Annotated in this window: 2 protein-coding genes and 1 rRNA gene; 1 reads left to right on the forward strand and 2 read right to left on the reverse strand. The window is 71.3% G+C overall.

The features are described from left to right. Both ACIQOV_RS34725 and ACIQOV_RS34730 read right to left on the reverse strand, forming a co-directional pair. Nucleotides 1-93, reverse strand: a 16S ribosomal RNA gene (locus ACIQOV_RS34725); the annotation flags it as partial. Between the two features lie 568 nt (nt 94-661). Next, on the reverse strand, nt 662-1,666 hold the full coding sequence (locus ACIQOV_RS34730; protein WP_401054831.1) for a stage II sporulation protein M: 1,005 nt from the start codon (nt 1,664-1,666) through the stop codon (nt 662-664). A 308-nt stretch (nt 1,667-1,974) separates the two neighbouring features. Here ACIQOV_RS34730 and ACIQOV_RS34735 point away from each other — a divergent pair, with 308 nt between their 5' ends. Then, nucleotides 1,975-3,012, forward strand: a complete 1,038-nt coding sequence (locus ACIQOV_RS34735) for an RDD family protein (RefSeq protein WP_401054833.1) — start codon at nt 1,975-1,977, stop codon at nt 3,010-3,012. Nucleotides 3,013-3,109 lie beyond the last annotated feature (97 nt).

The following is a 3,109-nucleotide window of genomic DNA, read 5'->3' on the forward strand; positions in this document are numbered from 1 at the left end:
ACTGATCCACCCCGAAGGGCTTCACCGTTCGACTTGCATGTGTTAAGCACGCCGCCAGCGTTCGTCCTGAGCCAGGATCAAACTCTCCGTGAATGTTTACCCGTAATCGGGTCGACACCCGCGTTGAGCGGCACGGCAACCACCGGAATAGGGCGGCCCCGCGCACTGCGTCCTCGCTAGTGTTTGTTTCAAAAGGAATCTCCAACCCCAGGAAACCTGAGGCCGGGGATGTCAACATATCTGGCGTTGACTTTTGGCACGCTGTTGAGTTCTCAAGGAACGGACGCTTCCTTCGGACCGCCTTCCAGCGGACCCTCCGGGCTTCGTTCTTTCGTGTTTCCAGCTTACCAGACGTTTTCCGCTCCGTTTACCGGGGCTTCATTCATCCGATTCCCGCTGGCGGGATTTCCTGCGAACTTCGTTCCGAAGCCTATCAAGGCTTTCGGAGTGCTCAGTCCGTGGGATTTGCTTCGTCGGAGGGTGCGCATTTCGTGAAATGCACTCGCCTCGATTCGGCGGTGTCGTAGACACTAACGCCCGGGACCGACCGTTGTCCAGTCAGTCCCAACCGTTGAAACCTACTAGCCCACCCTCACCACGTCAATGGTTTGGCCGGACGAGAGGAAGACTAGCAGGTCAGGGGCCTGTGGATCACATCGACTCAGGCGGCGACCGGCTGGAGGTCCGCTCGGTCGGCCGCCTCCAGATCGCCGAACTCCCCGCCCTCGGCGGCCCTTCGGCCCAGCACCAGGGCGTAGAGGAGGAAGGCCGCCTCGGCCAGCACGCCGATGGAGATGCGGGCCCAGGTCGGCAGGCCGGACGGGGTCACGAAGGCTTCCAGGACACCGGAGACGGCCAGGACCGTCGCCAGGCCGATCGACATGCCGATGATCGCGCGGCCCTGTTCGGCCAGCGCCACCGAGCGGGTGCGCGGGCCGGGGTCGATCACGGTCCAGCCGAGGCGCAGCCCGAGGCCGCCGGCCACGAAGACCGCGGTCAGCTCCAGCAGGCCGTGCGGAATGAGCAGGCCGAGGAAGACGTCGAGGCGCCCGGCGGAGGCCATCAGTCCGACGCCGATGCCGAGGTTCACCACGTTGGTCCACATCACGTAGAGCACCGGAACGCCCAGCGCGATCCCGAACAGCAGGCACTGCACGGCGATCCAGGCGTTGTTCGTCCACACCTGTGCCGCGAAGGAGCTGGCCGGCCGGTCCGAGTAGTACGCCTCGTACTGGCCGCCGGGGCGGGTCAGCTCGTCGAGGTGCTCGGGGGCGATCAGGCTGTTGCGGACCTCGGGGTGGGTGGCCATCCACCACGCGAGCAGTGCGGTGGCCGCCATGGAGACGATCGCCACCGGCACCCACCAGCGGCGCGCGCGGTAGAGCGCGGCGGGGAAGCTCACCGCGTAGTAGCGGGCGACGTCCTGCCAGCCGTTGGTCCGGGCGCCGGTGACCGCGCTGCGGGCGCGCGAGACCAGCCCGGTCAGTCGGCTCACCAGGGCCGGGTCGGGCGCGGCGGCCTGGACCTTGGCGAGGTGTCCGGTGGCGCGCTGGTAGAGCGTGACCAGCTCGTCGGCCTCCTCCCCGCCGAGCCGGCGCCGGCGGGCGAGGGCGTCCAGCCGGGCCCACTCCCCCTGGTGGGTGGCGACGAAGACGTCCAGGTCCATTTCGGCGGCTCCATGATCGGCGGCGGGCGCGGACGTGCGTGCGCGGGCGGGTGCGTCCGGGCGGGCGGCGGGTCCGGGCGGACACGTGCGGCCCAGCATGCCAGCAGCGGCCGCCGCCGCGGCCGCCGGGATCTCACTTCCCGTGCGCCTGCCGGGCCCCGTATGTTTGCGGCTGCGGATCAGACTGCGGAGAGCGGGTCAGGGGGGCCGATCCGGGGTGATTCCCTCCCCCGGCACTGCCGCACTCCCAGGAGCGGATCTCCATGGGCGAGCCGTACGGGCTCCAAGAACGTGAACGGACAGGTGTCTTGAGCGACCTGGTGACGGGTGAGGCGGTCGTTCTCGGCCTCCGGACGGCGAAGCTTCCGAGCAGGGCCCTGGCGATCGTGATCGACCTGCTGGTGGAGTTCGCGGCCCTGCTGGTGTTCACGCTGCTGCTGAGCCTCGCCCTGATCGGGCTCGACGGCGCGGCGCTGGCCGCCACGATGATCGGCCTGATGGTGTTCTTCCTGGTGGCCGTGCCCGTGATGGTCGAGACCCTCACCCGCGGCCGTTCGCTCGGCAAGGCCGCGCTCGGCCTGCGGGTGGTGCGCACCGACGGCGGGCCGGTGCGGTTCCGGCACTCGCTGGTGCGCGGGCTGGTCGGCTTCTTCGAGATGATCGTGCTGACCGGCGCCCCCGCCGTGATCACCTCGGTGGTGCACTCGGACGGCAAGCGGCTGGGCGACATCTTCGCCGGGACGGTGGTCGTCCGCGAGCGCACCCCGGGCGCGGGCGGCTCCGCCTCCCCGCTGCCGCCGGTCCACCCGCACCTGCTGCAGGCGATGGGCCACGAGCTGGTCGCGATGGACCTGTCCGCCGTACCCGAGCCGCTCTGGCTGGCCATCCGCCAGCTGCTCGGCCGGATCGGCCAGTTGGATCCGGCGGTGATGCTCCGGATGTCCACCCGGCTCGCCGAGGACCTGTCCGCCCGGATCGGCCACCCGATCGCGCCGGGGCTGCACCCGGCGGCGTACCTGGGCGCGGTGCTCACCGAGCGCCAGCGGCGGGAGTGGATGCGGGCCCAGGAGCAGCTGTGGGCGGCCGGACGGGGACCCGCCCAGGTGCCCGCTCCCCGTCCGGCCTCCGGTCCGGTCCCCGCGCCGACGGTCACGGCCGACGGACGGCCCGTCCGCGTCCTCGGCCTGCCGGCGCAGCGGCCCGCACCGGTGGCCCCGACCGCGCCCACCGCACCGCCGGTGCCCGTACCGCCCGCCGCCCCTGCTTCGCCCCCGGCCCCGGCGGCCCCGACGGCTCCGTCCCTCGACAAGCCCGCCACCGACACCGGCTTCGCCCCGCCCGCCTGAGCCGAGCCGGTCGGATCGGGTCGGGTCGGGTCGGGTCGGGTCGGATCGGCCGGGTAGGGCCGGGCCTGGCCGGCACGGCCCTACCGGACCGCTACTC

Origin of the sequence: Kitasatospora sp. NPDC091257 (assembly GCF_044757675.1) — a bacterium.
Lineage (GTDB): Bacteria > Actinomycetota > Actinomycetes > Streptomycetales > Streptomycetaceae > Kitasatospora > Kitasatospora lactacystinica.

Coding starts and splice junctions, on each gene's coding strand:
- ACIQOV_RS34730 (WP_401054831.1), bottom strand. CDS start 1,666: ATGGACCTGGACGTCTTCGTCGCCACCCACCAGGGGGAGTGGGCCCGG.